Here is a 25,790-nt window from a genome sequence, read left to right on the forward strand (position 1 = left end):
TATCAGATCTTTTCTCGATCCGATTTCCTCGGTGCTTTCCAGGTTCCCGCTCTCGCGTTTCCCTTTCCGGCGGTTCCGACTCTATCAGATCCTTTCGGCTCCGATTCCCGGTCGGCGGGGTTTGTCTCGGGGTTTTCGGCTTTCGCCGTCCGCCCTTTCGACATTCACTACGTTAGCCGATTCCCTCCCGGGTCTCATAATCGAGTCCCGCGGGTTCGAATTCGGGCGCGCGGGCGCGCTCGAAACGACCCCGTCGAAGGGGTTGAGCTAGGTAGTGGGTTGGCCGCTCCGGCTGCAGGCGATCGCCGTACCCGGTTCAGCGGCTCGGAATACGTTACGCACTTGGACCGGCTGCGTCAACCTCGGCGGCGCCTCGGTACATGGGCCCGGTAGGGGCTGACGGTGGGATCGTCCGCCACCCAGTAGCGCCACGGGTGGAGGTCGCCGTCGCCTCCCTCACCGGAGACGCCGGTGCGGGGGCCGCTGCGTACCTGGTCGGAGGGGACCGGCGTGCCGGTCAGTATCCGCAGCGGGGTCTCGTCCGGGGCACACGCGTCCGTGCCGTCCAGTGCCCGGTCGATCCCCAGGGCGGTGGCCAGCCGGGCGGGGCCCTTGGCCAGTTCCTTGTCGTTGCGGGCTGAAAGGCGTCGCCTACGGGCCAGCTCGGCGCCCTCCACCACCTCACCGGCGCGCAGCAGCACGGCGCTCGCCCGGCCCTCGGGTCCGCAGACCAGGTTCATGCAGTGCCACATGCCGTAGGTGAAGTAGACGTAGACGTGTCCGGGCGGGCCGAACATCACGGCGTTGCGGGCGGTGCGGCCGCGGTAGGCGTGGGAGCCGGGGTCGTTCTGGCCGTCGTAGGCCTCCACCTCGGTGAGGCGGAGTGCGATCGGGCCGTCGGGTGTGCTGCGGACCAGGACGCGGCCGAGGAGGTCCGGGGCGACTTCCAGGACCGGGCGGTCGAAGAAGGTGCGGGGCAGTGGCGTACGGTCCGGGGGCGCGATCATGCCGTCCGAGGGTAGTCCAGAGGGCGTACCGGCCCGGCGGAACCGGTCATGGGCGGATCGCGTTCGTACCGGTCGAGGATTCTTTCGTAAAGGGAGTGCCATGGCGTTCAAGAAGCTGCTCGCGAGCCTGGGGGCCGGCGGCGCGTCGGTCGAGACGGTGCTGACCGAGGTCAACGTGGTGCCGGGCGGTGTCGTCCAGGGTGAGGTGCGGATCCAGGGCGGTTCCGTGAACCAGGCCATCGAGGGGCTGTCCGTCGGTCTCCAGGCCAAGGTCGAGGTGGAGAGCGGCGACCAGGAGTACAAGCAGGACATCGAGTTCACGAAGGTGCGGCTCGGTGGTGCCTTCGAGCTCCAGGCGGGTGCCGTGCACGCGGTGCCGTTCGGGCTGGAGATCCCCTGGGAGACGCCGATCACCATGATCGACGGGCAGGCGCTGCACGGGATGAACATCGGTGTGACCACCGAGCTGGCGATCGCGCGGGCCGTGGACTCCGGCGACCTGGACCCGATCAACGTGCACCCGCTGCCGGCGCAGAAGGCCATCCTGGACGCCTTCGTCCAGCTGGGCTTCCGCTTCAAGAACGCGGACATGGAGCGCGGCCACATCCGGGGGACGCGGCAGCGGCTGCCGTTCTACCAGGAGATCGAGTTCTTCCCGCCGGCGCAGTACCGGGGCCTGAACCAGGTCGAGCTGAGCTTCGTGGCGGACGAGCACGCGATGGACGTCGTGCTGGAGATGGACAAGAAGCCGGGTCTGTTCAGCGAGGGCTCGGACACCTACCGGTCCTTCCAGGTGGGCCTGAACGACTGGCAGGGGACCGACTGGGCAGCTTACCTCAACCAGTGGCTGTCCGAGGTCGGCAGCAAGCGCAACTGGTTCTAGGCTCGAAGCTGCTGGTTCCAGATCTCGATCAGGAGGTACCGAGGTGACCGAGCTCAAGCGGCGGCCGCTCCCCCATGACTTCCATCCGCCCGTGCCGTCGTTCACGGTGACGAGCGAGGACGTCCGGGAGGGTGCCACGCTGGGAAGCGCCCAGGTGTACGCGGAGGGCAACACCTCGCCGCAGCTGCGCTGGGAGGGCTTTCCCCCGGAGACCAAGAGCTTCGCCGTGACGTGCTACGACCCGGACGCGCCGACCGGCAGCGGGTTCTGGCACTGGGTCCTGTTCGACATCCCGGCGTCGGTGACCGAGTTGCCGGCGGGTGCGGGCAGCGGCAAGTTCGAGGGGCTGCCCGAGGGGGCCGTGCACGCGCGGAACGACTACGGGTCGAAGGACTTCGGCGGTGCCGCTCCGCCGCCCGGGGACGGCCCGCACCGCTACGTCTTCACGGTGTACGCGGTGGACCAGGAGAAACTGGGGCCGGACGCGGACGCCTCGCCGGCCGTGGTCGGCTTCAATCTCCGGTTCCACACGCTGGCGCGCGCCCAGCTGATCGGTGAGTACGAGATCCCCGCGCAGGGCTGAGCGCCGTACCGCGATCCAGTTCAGCGTTCACTGAACGTTTGCCCGCCTCCGGTCTTGGAAGTGATCGGAGGCGGGCACTTTTTATTGCGTTGTCCATCTCGGCGTGCCCGTCCAGAGTTGATCCAAGCCCGCCGGGGGGTGGGCAGGCGCACACGGGAGGTGGGCTGGATGCGTGACACGTTGGTCCTGAACGCGAGTTTCGAGCCGCTGTCGACGGTGTCCCTGAACCGAGCCGTGGTCCTGGTGCTCCAGGACAAGGCCGTGGTCGAACAGGCCCACCCCGTACTGCGCATGCGCGGTGCGGATGTGGACATCCCCGCGCCCCGGGTGATCCGGCTGTGCCGGTATGTACGGGTGCCGTTCCGAAGACGAGCGCCGTGGTCTCGGCGGGGGGTGCTGGTGCGGGACCGGCACCGGTGCGCGTACTGCGGGCGCCGGGCGACGACCGTGGACCATGTGGTGCCGCGGGCGCAGGGCGGGCAGGACACGTGGCTGAACACGGTGGCCGCGTGCGCGGAGGACAACCACCGCAAGGCGAACCGGACTCCGGAGGAGGCCGGGATGACGCTGCTGCGGCAGCCGTTCGAACCGACGCCTGCCGACGCGATGCTGCTCTCGCTGGGGCAGGAGGAGATCGCCGCGCTTCCCGAGTGGCTCGCCAGGGACGCGGCCTAGGGCCTGTCTGACCATTCCCGTCTGCCGGGTTTCTCCGTGTGCGCGGCCGCGGGGCCTCGTGGCGGGCTCGCGCGGTTCCCGCGCCCCTGACGGGGCGCGGGGTGGACGGAGTTCAGTCGATCGGGGGCTTCTCCCGGCGTTCCGTGCCGCCATTGCCGCCGTTGCCGCCCCTGTTGCCCGAACCGCCGCCCAGGGAGCCGAAGTTGCCGACGGCTCCGGAAAGGCCCTTGAGGGCGTCGCCGATCTCGCTGGGGACGATCCAGAGCTTGTTGGCGTCGCCTTCGGCGATCTTCGGGAGCATCTGGAGGTACTGGTACGAGAGCAGCTTCTGGTCCGGGTCGCCGGCGTGGATGGCCTCGAAGACCGTGCGGACGGCCTGGGCCTCGCCCTCGGCGCGCAGGGCCGCGGCCTTGGCCTCACCCTCGGCGCGCAGGATCTGGGACTGCTTCTCGCCCTCCGCGCGCAGGATCTCCGACTGCCGGACACCTTCGGCCTGGAGGATCGCGGCGCGCTTGTCGCGGTCGGCGCGCATCTGCTTCTCCATCGAGTCCTGGATGGAGGTGGGCGGTTCGATGGCCTTCAGCTCCACGCGGTTGACGCGGATGCCCCACTTGCCGGTGGCCTCGTCCAGGACGCCGCGCAGGGCGGCGTTGATCTCCTCGCGGGAGGTCAGGGTCCGTTCGAGGTCCATGCCGCCGATGATGTTGCGCAGGGTGGTGACGGTGAGCTGCTCGATCGCCTGGATGTAGCTGGCGACCTCGTAGGTGGCGGCCCGGGCGTCGGTGACCTGGTAGTAGATGACCGTGTCGATGTTCACGACCAGGTTGTCCTGGGTGATCACCGGCTGCGGCGGGAATGGTACGACCTGTTCCCGCAGGTCGATGCGGTTGCGGATGGTGTCGATGAACGGGACGACGATGTTGAGGCCCGCGTTCAGCGTCCGTGTGTAACGGCCGAAGCGCTCGACGATGGCGGCGCTGGCCTGTGGGATGACTTGGATCGTCTTGATCAGGGCGATGAAGACCAACACCACCAGAATGATCAGGACGATGATGACCGGTTCCATCGTCGCTCCCCGTACCCTTCTCCGCCTCGGCGCCTTCGGCAGATCTCATGTCTGTTGAGGATCTTGCTGGTCGAGTCTGTCAGACCGTCGCGCAACTCGTGGGCCGTTCCCGGTGAGTTGTCCTCACAGGACGATCGCGGTGGCCCCTTCGATGTCCACGACGTCCACCTCCTGACCCACCTCGTAGGCCCGGCCGGTGTCGAGGGCGCGGGCCGACCAGACCTCTCCGGCGAGCTTGATCCGGCCGCCGGATCCGTCGACCCGTTCCAGGACGACGGCCTGTCTGCCCTTCAGCGCCTCGACGCCGGTGGCGAGTTGGGGCCGCTGGGTGCTGTGCCGGGCGGCGATGGGCCGGACGACGGCGATGAGGGCGACGGAGACGACGACGAACGCGAGGACCTGGATGACGGCGTCGAAACCGAGGGCGGAGACGACCGCCGCCGCGACGGCTCCCACCGCGAGCATGCCGAATTCCGGCATGGCGGTGACCACGAGCGGGATTCCGAGCGCCGCCGCGCCGACGAGCCACCACACCCATGCGTCGATGTTCACATGGTCATGGTAGGGCCGCGATCGGGCGGCGGACAGGGCGCGCAGGGGGGAGCGGCGGGGTCAGGACAGGGGCAGGCCCTGGGCGGTCCAGCGGTCGCCGACCTGCTCCACGACGAGCGGGAGGCCGAAGCAGAGGGAGAGGTTGCGGGAGGTCAGTTCCAGCTCGACGGGGCCGGCGGCGAGGACCTTGCCCTGGCGGATCATGAGGACGTGGGTGAAGCCGGGGGCGATCTCCTCCACGTGGTGCGTGACCATGATCATCGAGGGGGCGATGGGGTCGCGGGCCAGCCGGCCGAGGCGGCGCACCAGGTCCTCGCGTCCGCCGAGGTCGAGGCCGGCGGCGGGCTCGTCCAGCAGGAGCAGCTCGGGGTCGGTCATCAGGGCGCGGGCGATCAGGGTGCGCTTGCGCTCGCCCTCGGAGAGGGTGCCGAACTTCCGGTCCAGGTAGTCGCTCATGCCGAGGCGGTCGAGGAAGGCGCGGGCGCGCTGCTCGTCGACGTCCTCGTACTCCTCCTGCCAGCCGGCGGTCATGCCGTAGGCGGCCGTGAGGACGGTCTGCAGGACGGTCTGGCGCTTGGGGAGCTTGTCGGCCATGGCCATGCCGGCCATGCCGATGCGGGGGCGCAGTTCGAAGACGTCGGTGCCGGGCTTGCCGAGGGTCTCGCCGAGGATGGTGGCGGTGCCCGTGCTGGGGTAGAGGTAGCTGGAGGCGACGTTCAGGAGGGTGGTCTTGCCGGCGCCGTTGGGGCCGAGGATGACCCAGCGCTCGCCCTCCTTCACCGACCAGGAGACCTGGTCCACCAGAGCCCGGCCCTCGCGGACCACGGATACGTCCTGAAGCTCCAGAACATCGCTCATGAGCGCGTTGTCTCCCCTTGCAGTGTGGCCGGTCTCGGCTGTCGCGTACGCCTGTGACTGGGGTCTCGCGCCGGTGGGCGCAGCCCTTATGAAATCTACGCCACGAGTGCCCCGCTCCATTCCATCGGTCCGGTCCTTAGGGTGGGGGCATGCTCTCGGAACCGCGTTCAGGACGTCTCGCAGCTTGGGGTAATGCCCTTTTGGCCGGACTTGTCTCTCCGGACGACGCCGCTCTCGCCATCGTGGGCGAGGACGCGGTGCACCGGGTGGACGGGCTGCCCGGTGAAGGGGCACCGGTCGGGCTGACGCTCGCGCTGGGGCGGCTGCGCGCGCTGGGGGTGACCGGGCTGCGGGTGGCGCTGCCGGCGCCGGGGCATCCGCTGGGGCTGAGCGGTCCGCCGGAGTTCAACGCGCGGGCGCTGGACGCCGGGGAGGCGGTGGTCTGTCACGGCGCCGCGTTCGGGCTGGTGCCGGAGGCGTACGAGGCCGGGCCCGAGGGCGATGTGCACGCCGAGGTGGTCTGGCGGGTACTGCCGGTGCGCGAGGCGCCGCCGGCCGACGTGCCGTCGCTCGGTGAGGCCGAGCGCGAGCTGGCGGAGGCGCTGCGCGAGGCGACCGAGGTGCTGTCGAAGCTGGACGTCGCCGGGTCGGGGCCGGTGGCGGAGGCGGCGATCGACGCGTACCGGGCGCGGGCCGAGCGGGGCCGGGAGGTGCTGGCGCCGGGGTACCCGCCGCGCGCGGTGCGGGTGCTGGAGCTGGCGCAGCGGGTGGGGCTGCTGGTGTCGCTGGCGTACGGCAACGGGCACGGGGCCGCGGTCAGCTCCGCCGAGATGCGGGCGCGGTCCGAGGCCCTCAGGCCGGTGGAGCGAACGGCGCGACGGGCGCAGGTGGCGGCGTACAACGCGTATGTGGAGGAGCGGGAGCGCGGGGGGCGGTGAGCGGGCGGGTGGACGGGGCTCGGTGACCGGTCGCGGGGCGCGACTGGGGAGGAGCGGGGCGCTGGACGCGGTGACCGGTCGCCGGAGCGCGGCTACGGGGGAACGGGGGCGCCGGACGCCGTCACCGCCCGCGGGGCGAGGTCGCGGGTCTCGGCGGTGGTGACCCGTGCGGGGCCGGCCGGTGAGCTGGTCGCCCGGCGGGGCGGCCGGCGCCGGCAGGGCGCGCCGGTGAGCTGGTCGCCCGGCGGGCCGGCCGGCGCCGGCGGGGCGCGGCAAGGCCTCCCGGCGGGGCCGGGAGGCCTGGGGTCGCTGTCCGGTGTCGGGTCAGCTGTTGACGCCGAGGTTGCCGAAGGCCGGGTTCAGTACGCCGATGACGTTCACGCTGTTGCCGACCGCGTTCACCGGGACGTGCACCGGCACCTGGATGACGTTGCCCGAGACGACGCCCGGGGACCCCACGGCCCCGCCCGCGGCGCCGCTGTCGGCGGAGGCGAGCCCCGCGCCGGCGGCCACCAGGCCACCCGCCACCATCGTCACGGCCGCTGCCTTCTTCAGGTTCTTCACTGTCTACCCCTCCTGGGTGCTCCACCGCGGCGATCACCGCGGCACGCACTGGAGAACGGCGGGGATCACCGGAGGATGCGCCGTCCGGGTGACATTCCCACGACGGTATGAATCTCAGTCCGGTTAGTGACGCTCCGTGTTGCCCTGGTGCGGACCGGTCGGGGCGGGTCAGCCGGCCACGCCGTGGCGTACGGCCCACAGCGCGGCCTGGGTGCGGTCGGCGAGGTCGAGCTTCATCAGGATGTTGGAGACGTGCGTCTTGACCGTCTTCTCGGACAGGACGAGGACGCGGGCTATCTCCCGGTTGGAGCGGCCGTCCGCGATCAGGCCGAGCACCTCGCGCTCCCGTTCGGTGAGCGATCCTCCCCGGCCCTGTCCGCCGCCCGCCTCCTCCCGGGCGAGCAGGGCGTCGGCGACCTCCGGCTGGAGCAGGACGTGCCCGGCGTGCACGGAGCGGATGGCGCCGGCGAGGGCGTCGGGGTCCACGTCCTTGTAGACGTACCCGGCGGCGCCCGCGCGCAGGGCCGGGACGACCGTGCGCTGCTCGGTGAAGCTCGTGACGATCAGCACGCGCGCGGGGTTGCCGAGTTCGCGCAGTCTGCGCAGCGCGTCGATGCCGTCCATGCCCGGCATCTTGATGTCCATGAGGACGACGTCGGGCCGCAGCTCCTCGGCGCGGGCGACTCCCCCGGCGCCGTCGGCGGCCTCGCCGACGACCTCTATGTCGTCCTGCACCTCCAGGAAGGTGCGCAGGCCCCGGCGGACCACCTGGTGGTCGTCGACCAGCAGCACCTTGATCGGTTCACCCACCGGGGACCTCCATCTCGATCGTGGTGCCCTTGCCGGGCGCCGATTCCACGGTCAGCGAGCCGCCGACCCCGCCGGCCCGGTCCCGCATGGAGACCAGGCCGAGGTGGCGTCCGGCGCGGCGGACCGCCGTGGGGTCGAAGCCGCTGCCGTCGTCGGTGACGCGCAGGACGGCGCCGCAGCCGCGCCGCCGCACGCTCACGTCCACGTGTTCCGCGCCGGAGTGCCGCAGGGCGTTGTGCAGGGCCTCCTGGGCGACCCGGAGCATGGCCTCCTCCTGGGCCGCGGGCAGGGCGCGCAGGCCGGCGCCGGTGAAGGTGACGCGGGCGGTGTGGGCGCGGTCGAGGACCTGTATCTGGGTGCGCAGGGTGGCGACCAGGCCGTCCTCCTCCAGCGCGGCGGGCCGCAGCTCCACGACGGCGGCGCGCAGCTCGTCGGCGGCCTCGGCGGCGAGCGAGGCGACCTGGTGCAGTTCGCCCTTGGCGCGGGCGGGGTCGCGGTCGACGAGCGCCGCCGCGGCCTGGGCGGTCAGGCGCAGCGAGAACAGCTTCTGGCTGACCGCGTCGTGCAGTTCGTGGGCGAGCCGGGAGCGTTCCTCGGCGATGGTCAGTTCGCGGCTGCGCTCGTAGAGCCGGGCGTTGGTGAGGGCGATGGCGGCGTGCTGGGCGAGGATGGAGAGCAGTTCCTCGTCGTCCTGGGTGAAGCCGCAGCCTCCCTCCGGCTTGGCGCAGCGCTTGTTGGCGAGGAAGAGCGCCCCGATGACCTCCTCGCCGTCCCTGATCGGCAGGCCCAGGAAGTCGGCCAGGTCGGGGTGGGCGTCCGGCCAGCCCTCGAAGCGGGGGTCCTTGCGCACGTCGGCGAGGCGCTCCGCCTTCGCCTCGTGCAGCATCGCGGCGAGGATGCCGTGCTGACGCGGGAGCGGGCCGATGGCACGCCACTGCTCCTCGCTGACGCCGTCGACGACGAACTGGGCGAAGCCGCCGTGGTCGTCGGGGACGCCGAGGGCGGCGTACTGCGCGTCGAGCAGTTCGCGGGCGGAGGCGACGATCGTCTTGAGGACGTCGCGCACCTCCAGATGCCTGCTCATGGCCAGCAGCGCGGAGCTCACCGCGGCGAGGCCGGACCGGGGGCCTTGACTCATGTCCTCACGGTACCGGCGGGGTCCGACAGCGCGGATCGGGCCGGTGACGGCGGGACCTGGTCCGCTGGTCCTAGGGCGGGTGGCCGAGCCCGGGTCGCCGGTGGTGGACAGGTGCGTACCTACGTGACGTACGCGCGCGCGAGGCGGGGGCTATGCCTCGCGGACGAGGCCGGCGGGGGCCGTCTCCTACCCAGGGAGGAGGAGCCTCACGCTGGGCGTCGCGGTGACGACTTGCCGTGAGGGCGGCCGGTAATGCATGTGAGCCCGCGCATAGGGCCTGCATCACGTACGAAAGCGCATAGGAGATGGGCCCGCCCGCATGAACGGGATCGACGGTCCCGTCTGTCCTATTTTGCCCTTCCCTGATCCACTATCTCGCATCGTATGTCGCACCTTTGCCTGGGCATTTCGCGCCCGCTAAGAATTGCCTCGTCGCTCAGCGCCGCGGGTTTCCACCGCGGCGTTCGTGCGGGAGGAGCCGATTCCCCCGGCGGACGCAGGAGCGACCTCCGCGCTATCGAAGAGGTCCATCAGCCATGCCCGAGAACATGCTCAATCGTGCTCATAGTCGTCCGCTGACCACGCGGCGCAGGATCGCCGCCGTCGCGGGTGTCGCCGCGTTCGGCACCGCCGCCGTCGCCCTCTCGGCCACCGTCGGTCACGACGGCACCGTCACCACGGGCTCCCCCGCCACGACCGCGCAGGTCTCCTCCGTCACGGCGGCGAAGGACGTCAAGGGCACCGACATCCGCCGGCTGACCGCCGACAGCGTCAAGCTGGACGCCCTCGCGGCGCGGAAGAAGGCCGCCGACGCCACGGCCGCCGCCAAGACGGCCAAGGCCGCCGAGCAGAAGCGGGCCGCCGTCCGCAAGGCCGCGCGGCAGCACTCCGCCGTGCAGGCCGCCACCCGCTCCACCGAGCGTCTGGACATCCAGCCGGTCGCCGCCAAGACGTACACCAACAACCTCGACGGCTGGATCCGGCAGGCCCTGTCCATCATGCGGGCCAAGGGCATCCCGGGCAGCTACAGCGGCCTGCACCGCAACATCATGCGGGAGTCCTCCGGCAACCCCCTCGCCATCAACAACTGGGACGTCAACGCCGTCAACGGCATCCCGTCGAAGGGCCTGCTCCAGGTCATCCCGCCGACCTTCAGCGCCTACCACGTCGCCGGCACGTCCTGGAACATCTACGACCCGGTCGCCAACATCACCGCCGCCGCCAACTACGCGGCCCACCGGTACGGCTCGATCGACAACGTCAACAGCGCGTACTGAGGTCTGGCGCGGGACCTCAGCGACGTGACGCCGAAGGGCGGCACCCCGATCACGGGGCGCCGCCCTTCGGCGTTACGCGTGTGCGCACGGGGCGCGGTTACTTGCGCATGACCTCCGGCTCGTGGCGGCGCAGGAAGCGGGAGACGAAGAAGCCGCAGACCGCGCCGAGCGCGAGCAGCGCGACCATGTCCAGGCCCCAGGCCGAGGCGGCGTGGTCCCACAGCGGGTCGGTGCTGCCCGGGTCGTCGGTGTTCGGGGCGATGTTGTTGAAGTCCAGCGTGGTGCCGGCCGCGGCCACCGCCCAGCGGGACGGCATCAGGTACGAGAACTCGTTCACGCCGGGCGTGCCGTGCAGCGTGAACAGGCAGCCGGTGAAGACGACCTGGACGATCGCGAACATCACCAGCAGCGGCATGGTCTTCTCGGCGGTCTTCACCAGCGAGGAGATCACCAGGCCGACCATCATCGAGGTGAAGCCCAGCGCCATGATCGGCAGGCACAGCTCGACCAGCGTGGAGCCGCCGAGCACCAAGCCCTTGCCGGGGATCTCGCGGCTGGTGAAGCCGATGACGCCGACCAGCAGCCCCTGGAACATGGTGACGGCGCCGAGCACGACCACCTTGGACATCAGGTACGCCGAGCGGGACAGGCCGGTCGCGCGCTCCCGCTCGTAGATCACCCGCTCCTTGATCAGCTCACGGACCGAGTTCGCGGCGCCCGCGAAGCACGCGCCGACGGCGAGGATCAGCAGGACGGTGGTGGCGGTGCCGTTCGGGACGGGCAGGTGGGTCTTGGGGTTGACCGGGTTCGGCAGCAGTCCGCGGTCGGGCTGGATCAGCAGGCTGACCGCGCCGATGACCGCCGGCAGCAGCACCGTCAGCGCCAGGAAGCCCTTGTCGGAGGCGATGACCGAGACATAGCGGCGGACCAGGGTCATCAGCTGCGAGCCCCAGCTCTGCGGCTTGGGCGGCCTCAGCGCCTGCGGCGCGGGCATGGGGGCGGTCTGCGGGGCGATGGCGTCGATCTCCGCCGCGTACATCTGGTAGTGCTGCGAGCCCTTCCAGCGGCCCGCCCAGTCGTAGTCGCGGTAGTTCTCGAAGGCGGAGAAGACGTCGGCCCAGCTGTCGTAGCCGAAGAAGTTCAGCGCCTCCTCGGGCGGGCCGAAGTAGGCGACCGCGCCGCCCGGGGCCATCACCAGGAGCTTGTCGCACAGCGCCAGCTCGGCCACCGAGTGGGTGACGACGAGGACCGTACGGCCGTCGTCGGCGAGGCCGCGCAGCAGCTGCATGACGTCGCGGTCCATGCCCGGGTCGAGGCCGGAGGTCGGCTCGTCCAGGAAGATCAGCGACGGCTTGGTGAGCAGCTCCAGGGCGACCGAGACGCGCTTGCGCTGGCCGCCGGAGAGCGAGGTGACCTTCTTGTCCTTGTGGATGTCGAGCTTCAGCTCGCGCAGCACCTCGTCGATGCGGGCGTCGCGCTCCTTCGCCGTGGTGTCGGCGGGGAAGCGCAGCTTGGCCGCGTACTTCAGGGCCTTCTTCACGGTCAGCTCGCGGTGCAGGATGTCGTCCTGCGGCACCAGGCCGATGCGCTGGCGCAGCTCGGCGAACTGCTTGTACAGGTTCCGGTTGTCGTACAGCACCTCGCCCTGGTTGGCGGGCCGGTAGCCGGTGAGCGCCTTGAGCAGGGTGGACTTGCCGGAGCCGGACGGGCCGATCACGGCGATCAGCGACTTCTCGGGGACGCCGAAGGAGACGTCCTTGAGGATCTGCTTGCCGCCGTCGACCGTGACGGTCAGGTGACGGGCCGAGAAGGAGACCTCACCGGTGTCGACGAACTCTTCGAGGCGGTCGCCGACGATCCGGAAGGTCGAGTGGCCGACGCCGACGATGTCGGCCGGCCCCAGCTGTACGGAGCCGCCCTTCGCGATCGGCTGGCCGTTGACGTAGGTGCCGTTGTGCGAGCCGAGGTCGCGGATCTCGAGGCGGCCGTCGGGCGTGGCGTGGAACTCGGCGTGGTGGCGGGAGACCTGGAGGTCGGAGACGACCAGGTCGTTCTCCAGGGCACGGCCGATGCGCATCACGCGGCCGAGCGCGAACTGGTGGAACGTGGTCGGGCTGCGGTCGCCGTAGACCGGCGGCGCCCCCGCGCCACCACCGGGCGTCTTCTGCGCGTACTGCTCGGCGGGCCCACCCTGCTGCCAGCCCGCGTGCGGGGCCTGCGGATGGGCCGGGGCCTGGTGGGGTATGCCCTGCTGGGGCATGGCCTGCTGGGGTACGGCCTGGTGGTGGGCGGGCGCCTGGTGGGCGGGTGCCTGCTGGGGCATGGGCTGCTGGGCCCAGTCGGGGGCGGCGGGGCCCTGGGGCGCGTACGGTGCCGCCGCGTGCGCCTGCGGCTGCGGCTGTGCCTGCGGGTCCTGTGCCGGGCCTCCGACCGGTACGGCGGTCGCCGAGAGGTTCACCCGCGGGCCGTCGGTCGCGTTGCCGAGGTGCAGCGACGAGCCGGGAACGATCTCCGTGTACTGGACCCGCCGGCCCTGCACGTACGTGCCGTTGGTGCTGCCGTGGTCCTCGATGACCCAGGTGTGGCCGTTGAAGCTGACCGTGGCGTGCCGCCAGGAGACCCTGGCGTCGTCGAAGACGATGTCTCCCTGCGGATCACGGCCGAGGGTGTAAGGCCTGGACGGGTCGAGCGTCCAGGTCCGTCCGTTTGTTTCCAGTACGAGTTCCGGCACTCCATGCCCCACTGAGTTGTCCCCCGAATTACCCCCATCGCGGGGAGTCTAGGGATGTCGAACATCGAGGGGGAACTATTCCAGGCGCGGCCCCCTGACCGAAACCCGGGCCTTGCCAAGCGGTCCCGGGCGCGCTCCACTTCGCCCTGGTGGCGGGGGTGAAACCGGGCCGGACGGTGGCAATCGCCGCAGGGGGCGAGCGGTGCCGTCGGTGTCGCGTGGGCGGGTGGGAGGCCTCCGGTGAGCGGGACCGCCTCGGACGGACGCGGCGGGCCCGCCGAGCGAGGGGCGTCGAGACCGGCACGGCCGCCGTCGGGATCACGCCACCGGGGGCGGTCCGGGGCGGTTGCGCCCTTTGGTCGTGGTCCTTCCCGCTGGTCGTACTCCTTCCCGCGCTCCTTGTGAGCGGCGGGAGTTGGGGGGTGGTGGCGGCCGGTGGTGCTGCTCCCCCGGCGCCCTGTGCCGGGAGGGGTCGCGGCGCGGCGGGTGGGGACGGGCCGCCCGAGGGGTGTGGTGGCGCTTCTGACGCAGTCGCCGTGGCGCTGTGGCGCCGCGGGCGGGGGCGGGCCGCGGATCGCCGGTCGCCGGTCGGCGTGGCACGCTCGGAGTGAGGGCGAGGCGGTGTCCGGTCCGCGCGCCGCCCGGGCCGGCCGGCCGCAAGGTTCCCGACACCGGGGCGTCGGCCATTGTTCCGTGTCCGTCAGGCGGACCTCGGCGGCGGGAGGCACTGGGTGCCGGATACGGTGGTGACACCATGAGCGCTTCGCAGACCTCCGCTTCGCAGACCTCCGAGGTCCCCACCCTCCTTGTCAAGATCTTCGGCAAGGACCAGCCGGGCATCACCGCGGGTCTCTTCGACACCCTCGCCGCCTACCTGGTCGACGTCGTCGACATCGAGCAGGTCGTCACCCGGGGCCGGCTGGTGCTGTGCGTCCTGGTGACCCAGCCGCCGGCCGGTCTGGAGGGCGACCTGCGGGCCACCGTGCACAGCTGGGCCGAGTCGATGAAGATGCAGGCCGAGATCATCTCCGGACACGGCGACAACCGTCCGCGCGGCCTCGGACGCTCCCTGGTGACCGTGCTGGGCCACCCGCTCACCGCCGAGTCGACGGCCGCGATCGCCGCCCGGATCGCGAAGGCCGGCGGCAACATCGACCGTATCTTCCGGCTCGCCAAGTACCCGGTGACGGCGGTGGAGTTCGCCGTCTCCGGCGTGGAGACCGGGCCGCTGCGCACGGCCCTGGCCTCCGACGCCGCGGCACTGGGTGTCGACATCGCCGTGGTCTCGGCGGGCCTGCACCGGCGCGCCCAGCGGCTGGTGGTCATGGACGTGGACTCGACCCTGATCCAGGACGAGGTCATCGAGCTGTTCGCCGCGCACGCCGGCTGCGAGGACCAGGTCGCCGAGGTGACGGCCGCGGCGATGCGCGGGGAGCTGGACTTCGAGCAGTCGCTGCACGCACGCGTGGCGCTGCTGAAGGGGCTGGACGCGTCGGTGGTGGAGAAGGTGCGCGAGCAGGTCCGGCTGACGCCGGGTGCGCGCACCCTGATCCGCACCCTGAAGCGGCTCGGCTACCAGGTGGGCGTCGTCTCCGGCGGCTTCACCCAGGTCACCGACGATCTCAAGGAGCGGCTGGGTCTGGACTTCGCGCAGGCCAACACGCTGGAGATCGTCGACGGCAAGCTGACCGGCCGGGTCGTCGGCGAGATCGTGGACCGGGCGGGCAAGGCGCGGCTGCTGCGCCGGTTCGCCGCGGAGGCCGGGGTGCCGCTGTCGCAGACGGTCGCGATCGGCGACGGCGCCAACGACCTGGACATGCTGAACGCGGCGGGCCTGGGCGTGGCCTTCAACGCCAAGCCGGTGGTGCGGGAGGCGGCGCACACGGCGGTGAACTTCCCCTTCCTGGACACGGTCCTCTACCTCCTCGGCATCACCCGCGAAGAGGTCGAGGCGGCGGACACGCACGACGAGGACTGAAACGGGCCGGACTGGGCCGGGAGGAGCCGGGCAGGGCCCGGTGGGACGGGCCAGGTGGTGCCCGGGCCGGGCAGGGCAGGGCCGGGCAGGGCAGGCCTGCGGGCGGCCACCGGCGGCCCGTCCGCCCGGCGGCCCGTCCGCCCGGCGGCCCGTCCGCCCGGCGGCCCGTCCGCCCGGCGATCCGTCCACCGATGGGTCGTCCCCGGTGAGGTCGACCACCGGCGGATCACCCCTCGGTGAGGTCTGCCGCCGGTGCGTCACTCGCGGAGGACCCGGCCGCCCACGGTTGCGCTCTCGGCAGGGCCCGGCGATCCGCCCGGGTCCCAGGCCCTCCCCCCTACGGCCTGCCGGGGCGGCGCCAGGCCGGGGTCGTCACTCGGAGGGGGCCCAGTAGTCCGTGAGCGTGGCGACGCCGGGCTCGACGCCCTTCCAGAGGCCGTCGTAGGAGAGCAGGGCGAAGCCGGCGGCGGGGAAGCCACGACGGTTCATCCGGACGAGCGCGTCGCCCTCGGCCGAGCCGGCCAGGATGTCGGCCAGGCCGTGCACGCCCGGGTTGTGGCCGATGAGGATCACGTTCCGCACCTCGTCGGACAGCTCGTTGAGCACGGCGATCAGCTCGCCCGGCGATGCCTCGTAGATCCGCTCCTCGTAGACGGTCTTCGGCCGGTGCGGCAGCTCCTGGACGGCGAGTTTCCAGGTCTCGCGGGTACGGACCGCCGTGGAGCACAGGGCCAGGTCGAAGGTGAGGCCGGTGTCGGCCAGCTTGCGTCCGGCGGCAGGGGCGTCCATGCGGCCTCGCTCGGCGAGTGGGCGCTCGTGGTCGGGAACCTGGGGCCAGTCGGCTTTCGCATGCCGGAAGAGGACGATCCTGCGGGGTTCTGCGACGCTCATGAGATCCAGCTTCGCATGAAACGGGCCACCCGGCGCAGGGAGTTGACATGCGGATTCACCGCGTGAGGGGGCTTGCCGTCAGCGCGCGACGAGCTGCTGGACGCGCTCCAGCAGCCGCGCGATCGCCGGGTCGCCGCCGGCCGCCTGGGCGTCCGACGGGTTGAGTATCAGCGCGAGCAGCGCGACGAAGGCGAGGGCGGGCAGGGCGAGCGCCCACCAGGGCAGACGGGTGCCGACGCCGCCCGTGGTCGCCGGGTGGGGCCGGGAGTGGGTGCGGGCCGGCATGATCGCCTCCGTGAGTGGTCTCCGAGGAACCGTGACCGCCTCACGCGGTCACCTCTCGAAGGTACGGAATCCGGGGCCGCCAACCCATCCGGATTCCCACCCACTTGACCCTGACCCTGACCCCCTAGGGGATGGGGGGCCAGCACACCATCCGCCCGGAGCGGGACGCCCCGAGCGGAGCCAGGCAGGGCCGTCGGCGTCACGGGGACGCGATGGTCGCCACCACGGCGATGATCACGAAGATGGCGAGGAACGAGCCGAAGACGAGCAGCATCTTCTTCTGGCCGTTCTGCGGGTTCGGGTCGAGCACAGGCTGCATGACCCCAGTCTCGCACCCCGCCTTCCCCGCGACGGCCCCGGGGCACCCCGGTCGGGTCAGCGCGTCGCCTCGTCCTCGACCGTGCGGTCACGGCCCGCGATGAAGCCCACCACCATCTGCGGCACCATCAGGGCCGCCATCAGGGCGATCGGCAGTCCCCAGCCGCCGCTCTGCTGGTAGAGCACGCCCACCAGCAGCGGGCCGGGGATGGAGATCAGATAGCCCGTGCTCTGGGCGAACGCGGACAGCTGGGCCACGCCCGCACCGCTGCGGGCGCGCATGCCGACCATGGTCAGGGCGAGCGGGAAGGCGCAGTTGGAGACGCCGAGCAGCAGGGCCCAGGCCCAGGCGCCGCCGGACGGCGCGAGGTACAGCCCGGCGTATCCGGCGAGCCCGCAGACGCCCAGCACCAGGACGATCGGCCCCTGGTGGGGCAGGCGGGTGGCGACCCGGGGGATGACGAAGGCCAGCGGCACGCCCATCACCATGGTCACGGCGAGCAGCACACCGGCGGTGCCGGCCGGGACGCCGGCGTCCCGGAAGATCTGCGGCATCCAGCCCATCGTGATGTAGGCGGCCGTGGCCTGGAGGCCGAAGAAGACGGCGAGCGACCAGGCCGTGCGGCTGCGGGTGATGCGCAGTGGGGCCTGCTGTTCCGCGGTGTCGGCCGCCGGCTCCTGGGTCCGGGCGTCGGCCGGGCCCCGGTTGCGGAGCAGCGGCAGCCAGGGCAGCACGGCGGCGGCGGCGATGGTCGCCCACACGACGAGGCCGGACTTCCAGTTGCCGCCCATGGCGTCGGTGAGCGGGACGGTCAGCGCGGCGGCGAGGGAGGTGCCGGCGGCGAGGGCCATCGAGTACAGGCCGGTCATGGACCCGACCCGGTCGGGGAACCAGCGCTTGACGATGACCGGCATCAGGACGTTGCTGACGGCGATGCCCATCAGAGCGAGCGCGCTGGCGGCCAGGAATCCGGCCGTGTTGCCGACGTACGGCCGTATGACCAGGCCGGTGGCGATGGCGGCCATGCCGGCGCACACCACGGCGGCCGGTCCGAAGCGGCGGGCCAGGCGGGGTGCCATCACACCGAAGACGGCGAAGCACAGCGGGGGCACGGAAGTGAGCAGTCCGGCCACGCTGCCGCTCATACCGAGCCCGTCGCGGACCTCTTCGAGGAGGGCGCCGAGGCTGGTGATGGCCGGCCGGAGGTTCAGGGCGGAGAGCATGATGCCCACGACCACCAGCCGGGTCGCCCACGCGCGCGTGCGGCCCGCGCCGGGGGTCGTCTCTGGGGGGTTCGGCGCGGCGGCCGCCGCACCGCGTTCGGTCGGTGACATCGCCGTACGGGTCTCCACTGTCCGGATTTCCTCACTAGCCATAAGACCCATCATAGAATCATAGGATGATTGCCTGTCCATCCCCGGAGCGTCCGCGCCCGGTCCTTACGTGCGAAGGTGTGCCATGCCCTTGAGCCACCCACGTCGTTCGGCGCTGTCCGAGCAGGTCATCGCGGAACTGCGCAACCAGATCGCCTCCGGCGAGTGGCCGGTCGGTTCCCGCATCCCGACCGAGCCGGAACTGGTCGAGCAGCTCGGTGTCGCCCGCAACACCGTCCGCGAGGCCGTCCGCGCGCTCGCGCACAACGGTCTGCTGGACATCCGCCAGGGCTCGGGCACGTACGTCGTCGCCACGAGCGAGCTGGCCGGCGTGATGCACCGCCGCTTCGCCGACGCCGACCCCCGGCACATCGCCGAGCTGCGCTCCACCTTGGAGTCGGCCGCGGCCAAGCTGGCCGCCGAACGGCGCACCGAGAAGGACCTCAAGCAGCTGGACGCGCTGCTCGTCCGGCGCGAGGAGGCGTGGGAGACGGGCGACACGGAGTCCTTCGTGGCGGCCGACGCCACCTTCCACCTGGCGGTGGTGGCCGCGTCCCACAACGACGTGATGACGGCGATGTACGCCGATCTCGGCGAGGTGCTGCGCGACTGGCTGCGCGCGGACGTCGGGGCGGAGCTGACCCCGGAGACCCACATGGACCACGCCCGCCTGGTGGACGCGATCCGCGCGGGGGACGCCGAGGCGGCGGCCGGGGAGGCCGCGAGCTATCCGTTCCTGTGCAATCCGGGCCGGTTCAGCGCGCCTTCTGGTGGCTGATCCACACCGAGCGGATCTCCTTCCAGCACCGGCCGGTGAGCCGTACGGTCATGGCCGGCCAGGCGTCCGCCGGGGCGCTGTCGCTGTCGATGTCCCACCAGCGGGCGCACTCGATGTGCAGCCGTACGCGGTCGATGTCGACATAGGGGTTGTGGCAGTAGGCCACCACCTGGGAGCCGTGGACGGTGGTACGGCAGGAGGCGCCGAACCGGCCCGGCGAGGGTGACGCGCCGGCCGCCACGCGCGCGTGCGGCAGCGCGTCGTACGGCAGCGACAGCACGAGGGCCAGGGCCAACGACAGCGGGGCCAGGCTGCGGGACAGGCGCACAAGCGGACCTCCTCGGCCGGGCTGCGGAGGGTCGTGCGAGCGAACGCGTCGTCCGAAGGCGTACTCACAGGGTGCGCCGTCGGCGCGGCGGCGGCCCGGCCGGTGGGCCGGACGGGTGAACTCCGGCATCCGCACCCGGGCCTACGGGAGTGCCCCGCACATGCGCCCGCGCCTACGGCGACGCCCCGCTCCTCGCGCACGGCGGGAAACGGGGCGTCGTAGCGTCGTAAGGCTCAGCAGGGCCTCGTAGGGCTCACGCAGGGCCTCTCAACGAATCGGAACTCAGGCGCCGATGGCGTGCAGGCCGCCGTCGACGTGGATGATCTCGCCCGTGGTCTTCGGGAACCAGTCGCTCAGCAGGGCGACGATGCCGCGGCCGGCCGGCTCCGGGTCCTTCAGGTCCCACTCCAGCGGGGAACGGCTGTCCCACACGGAGGCCAGGTCGCTGAAGCCCGGGATGGACTTGGCGGCCATGGAGCCGATCGGGCCCGCCGAGATCAGGTTGCAGCGGATGTTCTGCTTGCCCAGGTCGCGCGCCATGTAGCGGCTGGTGGCCTCCAGAGCGGCCTTGGCCGGGCCCATCCAGTCGTACTGCGGCCAGGCGTACTGCGCGTCGAAGGTGAGGCCGACGACCGAGCCGCCGTTCTGCATCAGCGGCAGGCAGGCCATGGTCAGCGACTTCAGGGAGAACGCCGAGACGTGCATGGCGGTGGCGACGGACTCGAACGGCGTGTTCAGGAAGTTGCCGCCGAGCGCGTCCTGCGGCGCGAAGCCGATGGAGTGCACGACGCCGTCCAGGCCGCCCAGCTCCTCGCCGACGATGTCCGCCAGCCGCCCGAGGTGCTCGTCGTTGGTGACGTCCAGCTCGATGACCTTGGTCGGCTTCGGCAGCTTCTTGGCGATGCGCTCGGTCAGCGTGGGCCGCGGGAACGCGGTCAGGATGATCTCGGCGCCCTGCTCCTGGGCCAGCTTGGCGGCGTGGAAGGCGATGGAGGACTCCATCAGCACACCGGTGATCAGGACGCGCTTGCCCTCGAGGATTCCGCTCATGGTGATCAGTGACCCATTCCCAGTCCGCCGTCAACCGGGATGACGGCTCCAGTGATGTACGAGGCGTCGTCGGACGCGAGGAAGCGCACCGCCGCGGCGATCTCCTCCGGCTGCGCGTACCGGCCGAGCGGCACCTGGGCGACGATGTTCTGTCGCTGCTCGTCGCTGAGCACCTTGGTCATGTCGGTGTCGACGAAACCGGGCGCGACGACGTTGAACGTGATGTTGCGCGAGCCCAGCTCCCGGGCGAGGGAACGCGCGAAGCCGACCAGCGCGGCCTTGGAGGCGGCGTAGTTCGCCTGTCCCGCCGAGCCGAGCAGACCGACCACGGACGAGATGAGGACGACGCGGCCCTTCTTGGCCCGCAGCATGCCGCGGTTGGCGCGCTTGACGACGCGGAAGGTGCCGGTGAGGTTGGTGTCGATGACCGAGGTGAAGTCGTCCTCGGACATGCGCATCAGGAGCTGGTCCTTGGTGACGCCCGCGTTGGCGACCAGGACCTCGACCGGACCGTGCCGGTCCTCGATCTCCTTGTAGGCCTGCTCCACCTGCTCCGGGTCGGTGATGTCGCACTTGACGGCCAGGAAGCCGGCCGGCGGCTCACCCGAGCGGTACGTGATCGCGACCTTGTCGCCGGCGTCGGCGAAAGCGCGGGCGATGGCGAGGCCGATGCCCCGGTTGCCTCCGGTGACGAGAACCGAGCGGCTCAACGGATCACCCTTTCGATAGCGGTCTTACATATCCGCCCGGACTCCTGGGCGGCAGGCGGCTTCACCGGAAACCTATCGGTACCGCCGCGCCCGCAGGCAATCGGGCACCGACAGTGCCTCATGCCGCACACTGTGGGGTCCCTACAGTCGGCGTGCCGCCGGAGCGCGTCGGGCTCGGTCCGTCCTGCGGGGCGGGAAGCGCGGTCGCCCCGGCCCGGCGGGTGCACGAGACGTACGCGAGGTGCCCCTCAGCGAGACCGATCCGGACACCCGGCCCCGCTGTCAGCATCCGCTGGCGACACCTCGCACTCGGCCCACACCGTCTTGCCCGGCCCCCGCCGCTCGCCGACACCCCAGCGGGCGGCGACGGCCGCCACGAGGAGCAGTCCCCTGCCGCCCTCGGCGTCCGGAGGGCCGCACGGAGTTTCCGGCCCAGGATGCTCGGGCCGCCCCGGGTGGGTGTCGGACACCTCGACGCGCACGACACTGGCGGCGCGGTCGAAACTCAGGCGCAGCTCGAAGTCACGCCCCGGGACGCGGCCGTGGAGCACGGCGTTGGCGGCGAGTTCGGCGACGACGAGAGTGACGGCGTCGGAAGCGGGGCCGCCGTACGGCATGCCCCAGAGGTGGAGACGGTGCGCGGCGAGCCTGCGGGCGAGGCGGGCCCCTCGGCGGGTGGCGGAGAAGCGCTGGACGAACACACTTACGGTTACGGCCACTTGGGCCTCTGGCGCTGACATGGAGCCAGAGTTCTGCTCACGTCCAGGCCGCCAACAGGTACGACGCCCATACAGTCGCGGCTGTATCAGTGCACACTCTGGACTGGGTGGGTAACTCCCCGTGACCCTGGGTGGGCGGGCGGGGTTTCGGTGAGAGCACGGAGACGTGAGCACAGGAGGCACGTGGCGATGACGGTGGACCACGGCGGAGGCACTGCGAACAACACTGAAGCCGAACTTTCCGACAGTCTCAAGACCTTCGGCGCGGTTCTGAAGGCGCTGCGGGAAGAAGCCGGGCTGACCCAGGAGGAGTTCGCGCCGCGCGTACGGTACTCGGCCGCGTACATCGCCAAGATCGAGCAGGGCAAGCGGTTCCCTCCGGCGGATCTGCCGGCACGGGCGGGTGAGGTGCTGGGGCCGGTCGGGGCGAAGGTCCTTACGGCGGCGGCGAAAAGTCTGACGAGGCGGGCAGGGCTGGCGTCGTGGTTCCAGCAGTGGGCGGGGATCGAGGAGGAGGCGATCTCCCTGTACGCGTATGAGTGCCGGGCGATTCCTGGGTTGTTGCAGCCCGAGGGATACATTCGGGCGATTTACGACAGGCGACTGCCACCAGTGTCCGAGGAGCAGATCGAGCGCCAGGTCACGGCTCGACTGGACCGCCAGCAAATCATCTCCACCCGGCAGAACACGGCGTTCAGCTTCGTCATTGAACAGGCCATCCTGGATCGGCGCATGGGTGGGCGGGATGTGACCAGGGGAGTCATCGATCACCTTCTAAAGGTGGGCACTCGGCGCAACGTCGAAATCCAGATCATGCCCGCGCTCCAGGAGGACCACTGCGGGGTCGACGGTCTTATGTATCTGGCCGAAACGCCTGCTCACCAGTGGATCGGTTACACGGAAGGGCAGCGGTCAAGCAACCTGATCTCCGCCCCCAAGGACGTGAGCGTCATGCTCCAGCGCTATGGCAAGCTGCGTTCGCAGGCCCTGGATTGCCGGGCCACCGTGGAGCTGCTGGAACAGATGCGAGGAGCGCTATGAGCACCACCGACGAGCTGAGCTGGTTCAAGAGCAGCTACAGCGGCAGCGAGGGCGACAACTGTGTCGAGGTCGCCGTGCTCCCCGCAGCAGTCCACGTACGCGACTCCAAACACAAGGACATCCGCCCCCTCACCGTCACCCCGGCCGCCTGGACGGCGTTCACCGCGCTCCTGGACGGCTGAGTTCGCGGCCAGGGATTCTCCCGGGAGTGTGACCGGCGCGGCATGATTCACTGCCTGCGAAGGTCACCACAGGCAAGCGCCCGAAGGGATCCCACCGATGCCTCACGAAGTCGATCATTCTTTCCTGGCGCTCCCCCTACGCGCCCTCGCCGACGCCGCGCTGGCACGCGCGCGTGCGCTGGGGGCCGAGCACGCGGACTTCCGGTTCGAGCGGGTGCGCAATGCCTCCTGGCGGCTGCGGGACGCGCGGCTCGCCGGGTCGTCGGACACCACCGACCTCGGGTACGCGGTCCGGGTGGTGCACGGCGGCACCTGGGGCTTCGCCTCCGGGGTGGACCTGACCATGGACGCCGCCGCCCGGGTCGCCTCGCAGGCGGTGGCGATGGCCAAGCTGTCCGCGCAGGTGATCAAGGCCGCCGGCTCCGATGAGCGCGTCGAGCTGGCCGACGAGCCGGTGCACGACGACAAGACGTGGGTCTCCTCGTACGAGATCGACCCGTTCTCGGTGCCGGACGAGGAGAAGGCCGCGCTGCTCGCGGAGTGGAGCAGCCGGCTGCTGGGCGCGGACGGTGTCGATCACGTCGACGCCTCGCTGCTCACCGTTCATGAGAACAAGTTCTATGCGGACACGGCCGGGACGGTGACCACCCAGCAGCGGGTACGGCTGCACCCGCAGCTGACGGCCGTCTCGGTCGACGGGGCGAGCGGCGAGTTCGACTCCATGCGCACCCTCGCCCCGCCGGTGGGGCGCGGCTGGGAGTACCTGACCGGGACCGGCTGGGACTGGGACGACGAGCTGGCCCGGATTCCGGAGCTGCTCGCCGAGAAGATGCGGGCGCCGAGCGTGGAGCCGGGCGTGTACGACCTGGTGGTGGACCCCTCCAACCTGTGGCTGACCATCCACGAGTCCATCGGCCACGCCACCGAGCTGGACCGCGCCCTCGGCTACGAGGCCGCCTACGCCGGCACCTCCTTCGCCACCTTCGACCAGCTCGGCAAGCTGAGGTACGGCTCGGAGCTGATGAACGTCACCGGTGACCGCACCGCCGAGCACGGCCTGGCGACCATCGGCTACGACGACGAGGGCGTGGCGGCGCAGTCCTGGGACCTGGTGAAGGACGGCACGCTGGTCGGCTACCAGCTGGACCGGCGGATCGCGCGGCTGACCGGGTTCGAGCGGTCCAACGGGTGCGCGTACGCCGACTCCCCCGCGCACGTTCCGGTGCAGCGCATGGCCAACGTCTCGCTGCGGCCGGATCCCGCCGGGCTGTCCACGGAGGATCTGATCGGGGGCGTGGACCGGGGCATCTACGTCGTCGGCGACCGGTCCTGGTCGATCGACATGCAGCGGTACAACTTCCAGTTCACCGGCCAGCGCTTCTTCAAGATCGAGAACGGGCGGATCACCGGGCAGCTGAAGGACGTCGCCTACCAGGCAACGACCACCGACTTCTGGGGCTCGATGGCCGCCGTGGGCGGACCGCAGACGTACGTCCTCGGGGGTGCCTTCAACTGCGGCAAGGCCCAGCCGGGCCAGGTCGCCGCCGTGTCCCACGGCTGCCCCTCGGCCCTCTTCAGGGGCGTCAACATTCTGAACACCACGCAGGAGGCCGGTCGATGAGCGCCCGTACCCACAAGCCGCACGAGATCGTCGAGCAGGCGCTGGCGCTGTCCCGGGCGGACGGCTGTGTCGTCATCGCCGACGAGCACTCCACCGCCAATCTGCGCTGGGCGGGCAACGCGCTCACCACCAACGGGGTGACCCGGGGCCGTACGCTCACCGTGATCGCGACCGTGGACGGGGCCGAGGGCACCGCCTCCGGTGTGGTGTCCCGGTCGGCGGTCACCGCCGAGGAGCTGGAGCCGCTGGTGCGGGCCGCCGAGGCCGCCGCGCGCGGCGCCGGTCCCGCCGAGGACGCGCAGCCGCTGGTCACCGGGGTGCCGGAGTCACCGGACTTCATGGACGCGCCCGCCGAGACCTCCTCCGCGGTGTTCGCCGACTTCGCGCCGGCGCTCGGCGAGGCGTTCGCCCGCGCGCGGGCGGGCGGCCGGGAACTGTACGGCTTCGCCAACCACGAGCTGGTGTCGACCTATGTGGGCACGTCCACCGGGCTTCGTCTGCGGCACGACCAGCCCACCGGCACGCTGGAACTGAACGCCAAGTCCCCCGACCGCACCCGCTCGGCGTGGACCGGCCGCTCCACCCGGGACTTCAAGGACGTCGACCCCGGCGCGCTCGACGCCGAGCTGGCCGTACGGCTCGGCTGGGCGAAGCGGCGCGTGGACCTGCCCGCGGGCCGGTACGAGACGCTGCTGCCGCCGACCGCCGTCGCGGACCTGCTGATCTACCAGCTGTGGTCGGCCTCCGGCCGGGACGCGGCCGAGGGGCGGACGGTGTTCTCCAAGCCGGGCGGCGGCACCCGGATCGGGGAGCGGCTCTCGGAGCTGCCGCTCACCCTGCGCAGCGACCCGAACGAGCCAGGGCTGGAGTGCCCGCCCTTCGTGATCGCCCACTCCTCCGGCAGCGACGAGTCCGTGTTCGACAACGGGCTGCCCACGCACGCCACGGAATGGATCGACCGGGGCGTGCTGAAGCACCTGACGACGACCCGGCACAGCGCGGGCCTGACCGGACTCCCGGTCGCCCCCGCGCTCGGGAACCTGATCCTGGACGGCGGCAACCGGTCCCTGGACGAGATGGTCGCGGACACCGAGCGCGGGCTGCTGCTGACCTGCCTGTGGTACATCCGCGAGGTCGATCCGGCGACCCTGCTGCTCACGGGCCTGACCCGGGACGGCGTCTACCTGGTGGAGAACGGCGAGGTGACCGGGCAGGTGAACAACTTCCGGTTCAACGAGTCGCCGCTGGACCTGCTGGGCCGGGCCTCCGAGGCCGGGCGGACGGAGCGGACGCTGCCGCGCGAGTGGAGCGACTGGTTCACCCGCGCCGCGATGCCCCCGCTGCGGATCCCGGACTTCAACATGAGCTCTGTCAGTCAGGGCGTATAACCTCGTAGGCGTTCGTGGTCGGGTGTCGTCACCCGGCTGCCGGAA

The 25,790-nt window shown here is 71.3% G+C and carries 27 protein-coding genes; 11 read left to right on the forward strand and 16 right to left on the reverse strand.

Annotated elements, in window-relative coordinates; translation table 11 throughout:
• Nucleotides 1–356: 356 nt before the first annotated feature.
• Entirely contained in the window at nt 357–1,007 is a 651-nt protein-coding gene (locus tag IH25_RS0134110) for a DNA-3-methyladenine glycosylase (protein ID WP_030619857.1), read from the reverse strand.
• Nucleotides 1,008–1,107: 100 nt separating this feature from the next.
• Here IH25_RS0134110 and IH25_RS0134115 point away from each other — a divergent pair, with 100 nt between their 5' ends.
• The 3 genes from IH25_RS0134115 to IH25_RS0134125 all read left to right on the forward strand — a co-directional run bounded on the left by IH25_RS0134115 (nt 1,108) and on the right by IH25_RS0134125 (nt 3,148).
• Nucleotides 1,108–1,890: a sporulation protein gene (locus tag IH25_RS0134115; protein WP_030619860.1), complete on the forward strand. Its 783-nt coding sequence runs from the start codon at nt 1,108–1,110 to the stop codon at nt 1,888–1,890.
• Nucleotides 1,891–1,933: 43 nt separating this feature from the next.
• A complete protein-coding gene (locus IH25_RS0134120; protein ID WP_030619863.1) occupies nt 1,934–2,473 on the forward strand; it encodes a YbhB/YbcL family Raf kinase inhibitor-like protein in 540 nt (179 codons plus the stop codon).
• A 168-nt stretch (nt 2,474–2,641) separates the two neighbouring features.
• Nucleotides 2,642–3,148, forward strand: coding sequence for an HNH endonuclease (locus IH25_RS0134125; protein WP_030619866.1), 507 nt, complete (start codon nt 2,642–2,644; stop codon nt 3,146–3,148).
• Between the two features lie 112 nt (nt 3,149–3,260).
• Here the strand turns inward: IH25_RS0134125 and IH25_RS0134130 are convergent, their stop codons facing one another.
• The 3 genes from IH25_RS0134130 to IH25_RS0134140 all read right to left on the reverse strand — a co-directional run bounded on the left by IH25_RS0134130 (nt 3,261) and on the right by IH25_RS0134140 (nt 5,624).
• Entirely contained in the window at nt 3,261–4,214 is a 954-nt protein-coding gene (locus IH25_RS0134130; protein WP_030619869.1) for an SPFH domain-containing protein, read from the reverse strand.
• A gap of 123 nt (nt 4,215–4,337) precedes the next feature.
• The gene (locus IH25_RS0134135) at nt 4,338–4,766 is read right to left on the reverse strand and encodes an NfeD family protein (protein ID WP_030619873.1); all 429 of its coding nucleotides are present in this window, start codon (nt 4,764–4,766) and stop codon (nt 4,338–4,340) included.
• Between the two features lie 60 nt (nt 4,767–4,826).
• Nucleotides 4,827–5,624, reverse strand: a complete 798-nt coding sequence (locus tag IH25_RS0134140; protein WP_030619876.1) for an ABC transporter ATP-binding protein — start codon at nt 5,622–5,624, stop codon at nt 4,827–4,829.
• 149 nt (nt 5,625–5,773) lie between these two features.
• Here IH25_RS0134140 and IH25_RS0134145 point away from each other — a divergent pair, with 149 nt between their 5' ends.
• Nucleotides 5,774–6,562, forward strand: a complete 789-nt coding sequence (locus IH25_RS0134145) for a hypothetical protein (RefSeq protein WP_078844569.1) — start codon at nt 5,774–5,776, stop codon at nt 6,560–6,562.
• 324 nt (nt 6,563–6,886) lie between these two features.
• Here the strand turns inward: IH25_RS0134145 and IH25_RS0134150 are convergent, their stop codons facing one another.
• The 3 genes from IH25_RS0134150 to IH25_RS0134160 form a co-directional block, all read right to left on the reverse strand.
• The gene (locus tag IH25_RS0134150) at nt 6,887–7,126 is read right to left on the reverse strand and encodes a chaplin (RefSeq protein WP_030619885.1); all 240 of its coding nucleotides are present in this window, start codon (nt 7,124–7,126) and stop codon (nt 6,887–6,889) included.
• 168 nt (nt 7,127–7,294) lie between these two features.
• On the reverse strand, nt 7,295–7,936 hold the full coding sequence (locus IH25_RS0134155) for a response regulator (RefSeq protein ID WP_030619888.1): 642 nt from the start codon (nt 7,934–7,936) through the stop codon (nt 7,295–7,297).
• The gene (locus IH25_RS0134160) at nt 7,929–9,074 is read right to left on the reverse strand and encodes a GAF domain-containing sensor histidine kinase (protein WP_030619891.1); all 1,146 of its coding nucleotides are present in this window, start codon (nt 9,072–9,074) and stop codon (nt 7,929–7,931) included. The genes IH25_RS0134155 and IH25_RS0134160 overlap by 8 nt, the downstream gene beginning before the upstream one ends.
• A gap of 536 nt (nt 9,075–9,610) precedes the next feature.
• On the opposite strand from IH25_RS0134160, the gene IH25_RS0134165 reads away from it, so the two are divergent.
• Nucleotides 9,611–10,351 (forward strand): transglycosylase SLT domain-containing protein, encoded by a 741-nt coding sequence (locus tag IH25_RS0134165; RefSeq protein WP_030619894.1) that lies wholly within the window; start codon nt 9,611–9,613, stop codon nt 10,349–10,351.
• A 97-nt stretch (nt 10,352–10,448) separates the two neighbouring features.
• Here IH25_RS0134165 and IH25_RS0134170 read toward each other — a convergent pair whose 3' ends face one another.
• Nucleotides 10,449–13,082: an FHA domain-containing protein gene (locus tag IH25_RS0134170; protein WP_030619896.1), complete on the reverse strand. Its 2,634-nt coding sequence runs from the start codon at nt 13,080–13,082 to the stop codon at nt 10,449–10,451.
• 754 nt (nt 13,083–13,836) lie between these two features.
• Here IH25_RS0134170 and serB point away from each other — a divergent pair.
• On the forward strand, nt 13,837–15,060 hold the full coding sequence (serB, locus tag IH25_RS0134175; protein ID WP_030619899.1) for a phosphoserine phosphatase SerB: 1,224 nt from the start codon (nt 13,837–13,839) through the stop codon (nt 15,058–15,060).
• Nucleotides 15,061–15,432: 372 nt separating this feature from the next.
• Here serB and IH25_RS0134180 read toward each other — a convergent pair whose 3' ends face one another.
• The 4 genes from IH25_RS0134180 to IH25_RS0134195 all read right to left on the reverse strand — a co-directional run bounded on the left by IH25_RS0134180 (nt 15,433) and on the right by IH25_RS0134195 (nt 17,931).
• Nucleotides 15,433–15,951, reverse strand: coding sequence for a SixA phosphatase family protein (locus IH25_RS0134180; RefSeq protein WP_030619902.1), 519 nt, complete (start codon nt 15,949–15,951; stop codon nt 15,433–15,435).
• A gap of 78 nt (nt 15,952–16,029) precedes the next feature.
• Complete coding sequence (locus IH25_RS0134185) at nt 16,030–16,236, reverse strand: hypothetical protein (RefSeq protein ID WP_030619905.1); 207 nt, start codon at nt 16,234–16,236, stop codon at nt 16,030–16,032.
• 199 nt (nt 16,237–16,435) lie between these two features.
• A complete protein-coding gene (locus IH25_RS42905) occupies nt 16,436–16,555 on the reverse strand; it encodes an SGM_5486 family transporter-associated protein (RefSeq protein ID WP_107058521.1) in 120 nt (39 codons plus the stop codon).
• Between the two features lie 56 nt (nt 16,556–16,611).
• Nucleotides 16,612–17,931, reverse strand: a complete 1,320-nt coding sequence (locus tag IH25_RS0134195; protein WP_394298460.1) for a CynX/NimT family MFS transporter — start codon at nt 17,929–17,931, stop codon at nt 16,612–16,614.
• Between the two features lie 82 nt (nt 17,932–18,013).
• Between IH25_RS0134195 and IH25_RS0134200 the strand changes: the two genes are divergently transcribed.
• Nucleotides 18,014–18,706: a FadR/GntR family transcriptional regulator gene (locus IH25_RS0134200; RefSeq protein ID WP_030619913.1), complete on the forward strand. Its 693-nt coding sequence runs from the start codon at nt 18,014–18,016 to the stop codon at nt 18,704–18,706.
• Here IH25_RS0134200 and IH25_RS0134205 read toward each other — a convergent pair.
• The 4 genes from IH25_RS0134205 to IH25_RS40260 all read right to left on the reverse strand — a co-directional run bounded on the left by IH25_RS0134205 (nt 18,684) and on the right by IH25_RS40260 (nt 21,534).
• On the reverse strand, nt 18,684–19,034 hold the full coding sequence (locus IH25_RS0134205) for a hypothetical protein (protein ID WP_030619917.1): 351 nt from the start codon (nt 19,032–19,034) through the stop codon (nt 18,684–18,686). The genes IH25_RS0134200 and IH25_RS0134205 overlap by 23 nt on opposite strands.
• 282 nt (nt 19,035–19,316) lie before the next feature.
• Nucleotides 19,317–20,084 (reverse strand): enoyl-ACP reductase FabI, encoded by a 768-nt coding sequence (gene fabI, locus IH25_RS0134210; protein ID WP_030619921.1) that lies wholly within the window; start codon nt 20,082–20,084, stop codon nt 19,317–19,319.
• A 5-nt stretch (nt 20,085–20,089) separates the two neighbouring features.
• Complete coding sequence (fabG, locus tag IH25_RS0134215) at nt 20,090–20,794, reverse strand: 3-oxoacyl-[acyl-carrier-protein] reductase (RefSeq protein ID WP_030619922.1); 705 nt, start codon at nt 20,792–20,794, stop codon at nt 20,090–20,092.
• A gap of 248 nt (nt 20,795–21,042) precedes the next feature.
• A complete protein-coding gene (locus IH25_RS40260) occupies nt 21,043–21,534 on the reverse strand; it encodes an ATP-binding protein (protein WP_209445407.1) in 492 nt (163 codons plus the stop codon).
• A 168-nt stretch (nt 21,535–21,702) separates the two neighbouring features.
• Between IH25_RS40260 and IH25_RS0134225 the strand changes: the two genes are divergently transcribed.
• From IH25_RS0134225 to IH25_RS0134240, 4 genes are all read left to right on the forward strand, one after another.
• Entirely contained in the window at nt 21,703–22,554 is an 852-nt protein-coding gene (locus IH25_RS0134225) for a helix-turn-helix domain-containing protein (protein ID WP_030619925.1), read from the forward strand.
• On the forward strand, nt 22,551–22,736 hold the full coding sequence (locus tag IH25_RS0134230) for a DUF397 domain-containing protein (protein ID WP_030619930.1): 186 nt from the start codon (nt 22,551–22,553) through the stop codon (nt 22,734–22,736). The genes IH25_RS0134225 and IH25_RS0134230 overlap by 4 nt, the downstream gene beginning before the upstream one ends.
• A gap of 97 nt (nt 22,737–22,833) precedes the next feature.
• Nucleotides 22,834–24,357 (forward strand): TldD/PmbA family protein, encoded by a 1,524-nt coding sequence (locus tag IH25_RS0134235; RefSeq protein ID WP_030619934.1) that lies wholly within the window; start codon nt 22,834–22,836, stop codon nt 24,355–24,357.
• Complete coding sequence (locus IH25_RS0134240; RefSeq protein ID WP_030619937.1) at nt 24,354–25,745, forward strand: TldD/PmbA family protein; 1,392 nt, start codon at nt 24,354–24,356, stop codon at nt 25,743–25,745. Before IH25_RS0134235 ends, IH25_RS0134240 begins: the two co-directional genes overlap by 4 nt.
• Nucleotides 25,746–25,790 lie beyond the last annotated feature (45 nt).

The organism is Streptomyces achromogenes subsp. achromogenes (assembly GCF_000720835.1).
Taxonomy (GTDB): Bacteria; Actinomycetota; Actinomycetes; order Streptomycetales; family Streptomycetaceae; genus Streptomyces; species Streptomyces achromogenes.

Bases quoted from the DNA above. Each gene is read 5' to 3' on its own strand.
- IH25_RS0134110 (WP_030619857.1), bottom strand. From the start codon at position 1,007: ATGATCGCGCCCCCGGACCGTACGCCACTGCCCCGCACCTTCTTCGAC.
- IH25_RS0134115 (WP_030619860.1), top strand. From the start codon at position 1,108: ATGGCGTTCAAGAAGCTGCTCGCGAGCCTGGGGGCCGGCGGCGCGTCG.
- IH25_RS0134125 (WP_030619866.1), top strand. From the start codon at position 2,642: ATGCGTGACACGTTGGTCCTGAACGCGAGTTTCGAGCCGCTGTCGACG.
- IH25_RS0134130 (WP_030619869.1), bottom strand. From the start codon at position 4,214: ATGGAACCGGTCATCATCGTCCTGATCATTCTGGTGGTGTTGGTCTTC.
- IH25_RS0134140 (WP_030619876.1), bottom strand. From the start codon at position 5,624: ATGAGCGATGTTCTGGAGCTTCAGGACGTATCCGTGGTCCGCGAGGGC.
- IH25_RS0134145 (WP_078844569.1), top strand. From the start codon at position 5,774: ATGCTCTCGGAACCGCGTTCAGGACGTCTCGCAGCTTGGGGTAATGCC.
- IH25_RS0134160 (WP_030619891.1), bottom strand. From the start codon at position 9,074: ATGAGTCAAGGCCCCCGGTCCGGCCTCGCCGCGGTGAGCTCCGCGCTG.
- IH25_RS0134165 (WP_030619894.1), top strand. From the start codon at position 9,611: ATGCCCGAGAACATGCTCAATCGTGCTCATAGTCGTCCGCTGACCACG.
- serB (WP_030619899.1), top strand. From the start codon at position 13,837: ATGAGCGCTTCGCAGACCTCCGCTTCGCAGACCTCCGAGGTCCCCACC.
- IH25_RS0134180 (WP_030619902.1), bottom strand. From the start codon at position 15,951: ATGAGCGTCGCAGAACCCCGCAGGATCGTCCTCTTCCGGCATGCGAAA.
- IH25_RS0134185 (WP_030619905.1), bottom strand. From the start codon at position 16,236: ATGCCGGCCCGCACCCACTCCCGGCCCCACCCGGCGACCACGGGCGGC.
- IH25_RS42905 (WP_107058521.1), bottom strand. From the start codon at position 16,555: ATGCAGCCTGTGCTCGACCCGAACCCGCAGAACGGCCAGAAGAAGATG.
- IH25_RS0134195 (WP_394298460.1), bottom strand. From the start codon at position 17,931: ATGGCTAGTGAGGAAATCCGGACAGTGGAGACCCGTACGGCGATGTCA.
- IH25_RS0134200 (WP_030619913.1), top strand. From the start codon at position 18,014: ATGCCCTTGAGCCACCCACGTCGTTCGGCGCTGTCCGAGCAGGTCATC.
- fabI (WP_030619921.1), bottom strand. From the start codon at position 20,084: ATGAGCGGAATCCTCGAGGGCAAGCGCGTCCTGATCACCGGTGTGCTG.
- IH25_RS40260 (WP_209445407.1), bottom strand. From the start codon at position 21,534: ATGTCAGCGCCAGAGGCCCAAGTGGCCGTAACCGTAAGTGTGTTCGTC.
- IH25_RS0134225 (WP_030619925.1), top strand. From the start codon at position 21,703: ATGACGGTGGACCACGGCGGAGGCACTGCGAACAACACTGAAGCCGAA.
- IH25_RS0134230 (WP_030619930.1), top strand. From the start codon at position 22,551: ATGAGCACCACCGACGAGCTGAGCTGGTTCAAGAGCAGCTACAGCGGC.
- IH25_RS0134235 (WP_030619934.1), top strand. From the start codon at position 22,834: ATGCCTCACGAAGTCGATCATTCTTTCCTGGCGCTCCCCCTACGCGCC.
- IH25_RS0134240 (WP_030619937.1), top strand. From the start codon at position 24,354: ATGAGCGCCCGTACCCACAAGCCGCACGAGATCGTCGAGCAGGCGCTG.